This is a genomic window from Streptomyces sp. NPDC006283, from assembly GCF_040613325.1.
In the GTDB taxonomy this organism is placed as follows: Bacteria; Actinomycetota; Actinomycetes; order Streptomycetales; family Streptomycetaceae; genus Streptomyces.
This window is the reverse complement of record NZ_JBEXRZ010000331.1, coordinates 1-5,140: the sequence shown is the minus strand read 5'-3', so window position 1 is coordinate 5,140 and position 5,140 is coordinate 1. Positions and strand designations below refer to the sequence as shown.

General features: G+C 70.8%; 7 protein-coding genes. 6 read left to right on the top strand and 1 reads right to left on the bottom strand.

The window, feature by feature from the left end; all coding sequences use genetic code 11:
• Positions 1-74: 74 nt before the first annotated feature.
• From ABZ070_RS35225 to ABZ070_RS35215, 3 genes are read left to right on the top strand one after another with little or no spacing between them, the layout of a single operon-like run.
• Positions 75-893 (top strand): hypothetical protein, encoded by an 819-nt coding sequence (locus ABZ070_RS35225; RefSeq protein ID WP_356640032.1) that lies wholly within the window; start codon positions 75-77, stop codon positions 891-893.
• Entirely contained in the window at positions 890-2,059 is a 1,170-nt protein-coding gene (mycP, locus tag ABZ070_RS35220; RefSeq protein WP_356640030.1) for a type VII secretion-associated serine protease mycosin, read from the top strand. Before ABZ070_RS35225 ends, mycP begins: the two co-directional genes overlap by 4 nt.
• 47 nt (positions 2,060-2,106) lie before the next feature.
• Complete coding sequence (locus ABZ070_RS35215; RefSeq protein WP_356640028.1) at positions 2,107-2,850, top strand: SseB family protein; 744 nt, start codon at positions 2,107-2,109, stop codon at positions 2,848-2,850.
• 10 nt (positions 2,851-2,860) lie between these two features.
• Here the strand turns inward: ABZ070_RS35215 and ABZ070_RS35210 are convergent, their stop codons facing one another.
• Positions 2,861-3,247: a DUF1844 domain-containing protein gene (locus ABZ070_RS35210; protein WP_356640026.1), complete on the bottom strand. Its 387-nt coding sequence runs from the start codon at positions 3,245-3,247 to the stop codon at positions 2,861-2,863.
• A gap of 356 nt (positions 3,248-3,603) precedes the next feature.
• Between ABZ070_RS35210 and infC the strand changes: the two genes are divergently transcribed.
• From infC to rplT, 3 genes are all read left to right on the top strand, one after another.
• On the top strand, positions 3,604-4,257 hold the full coding sequence (infC, locus tag ABZ070_RS35205; RefSeq protein WP_356640024.1) for a translation initiation factor IF-3: 654 nt from the start codon (positions 3,604-3,606) through the stop codon (positions 4,255-4,257).
• Positions 4,258-4,379: 122 nt separating this feature from the next.
• The gene (gene rpmI, locus ABZ070_RS35200) at positions 4,380-4,574 is read left to right on the top strand and encodes a 50S ribosomal protein L35 (RefSeq protein WP_005319593.1); all 195 of its coding nucleotides are present in this window, start codon (positions 4,380-4,382) and stop codon (positions 4,572-4,574) included.
• A gap of 100 nt (positions 4,575-4,674) precedes the next feature.
• Positions 4,675-5,058, top strand: a complete 384-nt coding sequence (gene rplT, locus ABZ070_RS35195) for a 50S ribosomal protein L20 (RefSeq protein WP_018103794.1) — start codon at positions 4,675-4,677, stop codon at positions 5,056-5,058.
• Positions 5,059-5,140: the final 82 nt, after the last annotated feature.

Sequence of the window (5,140 nt, the reverse complement as noted above, 5' to 3'; positions counted from 1 at the left end):
GTCGGCGCAGCGATAAGGGTTCTGCCCGGCGACGGCCCACCCGCCGCCCCGGTGCGCCGCGGCCGCCCGCGCAGATGTGGATTCCGCCGGAGAGCCCGGCCGAGCTGACGACCCGGCTGCGCCCCGTACCCGCCCGGCACCCCGTACGCACCGTCGGTGCCGTCGCCGCCGTCGTGCTCGGGCTCGGGCTCATCGGCGGCGCGGTCACCGGGACATGGCTGACCGGTGACTCCAGCGCCGACACAGCCGACAGCACCACGTACGCCGAGGTGCGCTCGGTGTGGCACAGCGTCCCGGTGGACACCCTCTTCCCCCGCACTCTCAAGGGGGACGGCGCAGGTCCCGGCGGTGCCGACCGGGTCTGGACACGCATCGCGGTCGCTCCCGACAGCGGCTGCGCCGCCGCGCTCGACCCGCTGCTCGCCAAGGCGCTGGAGCCGGTGGGTTGCACCCGAGTGCTCCGCGCCACGTACACCGACACGACGGCCAGCAGCGTCACCACCGTCGGCCTCGTCTTCACGGAGGCGGACCAGAAGGGGATGCTCGCGCTGCACAACCGGTTCACGACCGAGTCGCTCGGCGAGCGTACGGACCTGATGCCGCGCGCACTCCCGGCCCAGGGGACCGTCGCCGCCGGATTCGGCAGCGACCAGCGCGCCAGCTGGACGATCAAGGTCGTGACCGAGGCTCCGGTGGTCGTCTACGCCGTCTCCGGCTTCGCCGACGGCCGTACCGTCGCCGACCCGCAACCCGCGGACGAAGCCAAGGTCAAGGGCGCGACGAGCGCTCCGGCCCAGGCCGGGCTCGGCCACGAGGCCATCGGTATCGCTGAACGCATCGAGCAGGGTCTGCGCAGCGCCGTCGGCCCCCAGGGCGCGGAGAAGTCCCGATGAGACGCAACGGCCGCCGTCTGGTCGCCATGCTCGCCGCCGCGGCTTTCGCGCTGCTGCCCGCCACCCCTGCCCACGCCGATGAGATACGGGCCCAGCAGTGGGGTCTGGACGCGATGCACACGGAGCGGGCCTGGCAGACCACGAAGGGCAAGGGCATCACCGTCGCCGTGCTCGACACGGGTGTCGACGACCAGCACCCCGATCTCGAAGGCTCCGTCCTGCCCGGCAAGGACTTCATAGGCTTCGGAGCGGAACGCGGCGACCGGGCCTGGGCACGGCACGGTACGGCGATGGCCGGCATCGTCGCGGCGCACGGGCACGGTCCCGGCGGCGACTCCGGCGTCATCGGCATCGCGCCCGAGGCGAAGATCCTCCCCGTGCGGGTCATCCTCGAGGGCAGCGACAAGGCCCGTGACAAGGCGCGGAAGACCCGTGGCACCGCGCTCGCGCAGGGCATCCGCTGGGCTGCCGACCATGGCGCCGACGTCATCAACCTCTCGCTCGGCGACGACAGCGAGTCGGCCCACCCCGAGGCGGGCGAGGACGCGGCCGTCCAGTACGCCCTTTCCAAGGGTGCCGTCGTCGTCGCCTCCGCAGGCAACGGCGGCGAGAAGGGCGACCGCATCTCGTACCCGGCCGCGTACCCCGGCGTCATCGCGGTGACGGCCGTCGACCGCTGGGGCACCCACGCCTCGTTCTCCACGCGCCGCTGGTACGCCACGGTCAGCGCGCCAGGCGTCGGCATCGTCATCGCCGACCCCGACCGCCGTTACTACGACGGCTGGGGCACCAGCGCCGCGGCCGCCTTCGTGTCCGGCGCGGTCGCCCTGGTGCGGTCCGCCCACCCCGGCCTGACCCCCGCCCAGATCAAGAATCTCCTCATGGACACAGCCCGCGACGCGCCCAAGGGCGGACGTGACGACTCCAAGGGCTACGGTTTCGTCGACCCGGCTGCGGCGATCACCGCGGGAGCCGAACTGACCCCCGGCGACCTGAAGGCGGCCACGGCGGGCTACCGCAAGGAGTACTTCGGGCCGGGCCCGAAACCCGCCGACGAGGCCGGCGGCCCGAGCGGCTGGCTCGCCGCGGCGGCGGGCGGCGTCGGAGCGCTGCTGCTCGCGGTGGCCGTGGGCCTCTGGCGCGGCGGCCGTACGCGCCACAGCTGACCCCGCCCCAGGGCAGGCCGCACCTGCCCGCCGGTTAGGCTCGTCGCGTGGCCCTCAAGAACATTCCCGACTCCGGCTTCTCCGACGACGACGGCACAGCCGACCCGGCTCTCGAGGCGGCACTCGCCGCCTGGTCCGAGGACAGCACCGCCGAGCAGCCGGTGCTCGAGGCGCTCCGCGGCGCCCGGCTCCTGGTCCCCGTCGTCGCCGTGCTCGGTGAGGTCGAGGAGGACGAGGAGACCGGCCTGCGGCGCGAGAAGACCAGCGACATGGCCGTGCCGACGCTGACGGCCGGCTCGCGCCGCGCCCTGCCCGCGTTCACCTCGATCGCGTCGCTCGCCCGCTGGAACCCGGAGGCACGCCCCGTCGCCGTGCCTCTGCACCAGGCCCTGCAGGCCGCCGCGCACGAGAAGGCCGACACGGTCGTACTCGATCTGGCCGGGCCCGTCCCCTACCAGCTGACCGGCCCCGCGCTGCTCGCTCTCGCCGAGGGCCGCACCAGCACCGACCCGCTCGCCGACCCCGCGGTCATCGAGGCGGTACATGCCGTGGTCGCCGCGGAGCCCGCGGTGCTGCGTGCCCACCTCGGCGCGGGTCGGGACTCGGACGGAACGCTCGCGCTGGTGCTCGCCGCGGACGAGGCCCCCTCAGAAGCCGGTCGCCGTGTCGCGCAGGCCCTGGCGGCCGACGACGTACTGAGGGCCCGCCTGGTGCGGGGTCTCGACCTGGCATTCCTGCCGGCCGGGACCACGCCTCCCGGCGAGCCCCTTCACGTAAAGGCAGCCGACTGACGCTGCGGGATCAGCCGTAGACCGGGCCGGTGTACTTCTCGCCGGGGCCCTGGCCCGGCTCGTCCGGAACCAGCGACGCCTCACGGAACGCCAGTTGCAGCGACTTCAGACCATCGCGCAGGGGCGCCGCGTGGAACGAGCTGATCTCGGTCGTGCTCGCGTCCAGCAGCCCGGCCAGGGCGTGGACCAGCTTGCGGGCCTCGTCCAGGTCCTTGTGGTCCTCGGCGTCCTCGGTGAGGCCGAGTTTGACGGCAGCCGCGCTCATCAGGTTCACCGCGACCGTGACGATCACCTCGACGGCGGGGACCTCGGCGATGTCGCGGGTCATGGCGTCGAAGTCGGGCGATCCGCTGTCGGGGGAGTCGCCGGGGGAGCTGGGGGTGGTCGCGTCACTCATGCCACACACGATATGGCCCCGCCGCTCCAGCACCCGCCCCGGCCACCGGTTAGCCCCGGCCCTCCGGAGCTGCTAACCTTGTGTGACGACCGGCTGTACACCTACGTGCTCAGCCCACAAGTGGAGGCTCCGATCTCCCACCTGGCCGCCTTGACGGGCGGCGGGTCACCGGTCAGGCGGCGCCCATCGTTCCGTACGGACGATGGAAGTCGCCCGATGTGCGCCCCGCGGTTGACCGCGGCGGTGCTCCGGTATTCGAGGAGCTGCCGCCTGTGTCCCGTCCGGGGCTTTTTGACGTTCTCCGTGCGGTTGGTCCGAGAAAACAGACGTAATGCGCGGCTGTCTGCCAGACATCCGTGTGGTGCTACTTAGGAGGATCCATCAGCGCCGAGCCCCGCATCAACGACCGGATTCGCGTTCCCGAAGTGCGACTTGTCGGTCCCAGCGGCGAGCAGGTCGGGATTGTTCCGCTTGCCAAGGCCCTTGAGCTTGCTCAGGAGTACGACCTCGACCTCGTCGAGGTGGCGGCGAACGCCCGTCCGCCCGTGTGCAAGCTCATGGACTACGGGAAGTTCAAGTACGAGTCGGCCATGAAGGCCCGTGAGGCGCGCAAGAACCAGGCGCACACGGTCATCAAGGAGATGAAGCTCCGGCCGAAGATCGACCCGCACGACTACGACACCAAGAAGGGTCACGTCGTCCGGTTCCTCAAGCAGGGTGACAAGGTCAAGATCACGATCATGTTCCGTGGTCGTGAGCAGTCCCGCCCCGAGCTTGGCTTCCGTCTGCTGCAGCGTCTCGCCGCAGACGTAGAGGACCTCGGCTTCATCGAGTCGAACCCGAAGCAGGACGGCCGGAACATGATCATGGTTCTTGGTCCGCACAAGAAGAAGACCGAGGCGATGGCCGAGGCGCGTGAGGCCCAGGCCGCACGCAAGGCGGAGCGCCAGGGCTCGCAGGATCAGGACCAGGGCTCCGACGCTCCGGCCGACACATCCTCCGAGGCGTGACCCAAGGGGGCTGCCGGCCAGGCGGCCCCGGGTCCTGCCCGGAACCCACAATCAAGATCTGACGCTCCCGCTGTCCGGTGCCCGCACCGGGGGAGCGCCACTGACGAGGAGATAACGGCGCGATGCCGAAGAACAAGACGCACAGCGGTGCCAAGAAGCGCTTCAAGATCACCGGCTCCGGCAAGGTGCTCCGTGAGCGCGCCGGCAAGCGCCACCTGCTCGAGCACAAGCCGTCCAAGCTGACGCGCCGCCTGACCGGCAACGCCGAGATGGCCCCGGGCGACTCGAAGACCATCAAGAAGCTTCTCGGCAAGTGACGTGCGTGTCCTCCTGACGGGGGACACACGCCGAGACCGGGACCAATTCGTTTCCGGGCCGTGTGAGTCCAACCACGGCCCCGCTACAAGGAGTTAACAAGTGGCACGCGTCAAGCGGGCAGTCAACGCCCACAAGAAGCGCCGGGCGATCCTCGAGCAGGCCAGCGGTTACCGCGGTCAGCGTTCGCGCCTGTACCGCAAGGCCAAGGAGCAGGTCACCCACTCCCTGGTCTACAACTACAACGACCGCAAGAAGCGCAAGGGCGACTTCCGTCAGCTGTGGATCCAGCGCATCAACGCCGCTGCCCGCCAGAACGGCATGACGTACAACCGCCTCATCCAGGGTCTGAAGGCCGCCAACATCGAGGTGGACCGCAAGATCCTGGCCGAGCTCGCCGTGAACGACGCCAACGCGTTCGCCGCGCTCGTCGAGGTCGCGCAGAAGGCGCTCCCGAGCGACGTCAACGCGCCCAAGGCTGCCTGACGTCTGCGTCCAGCCGACCGGACCCGCAGACACCGTAGTCGTAGGCGTGTCGCCGGTAGACGACACTGGGCTGCTTCGTCTC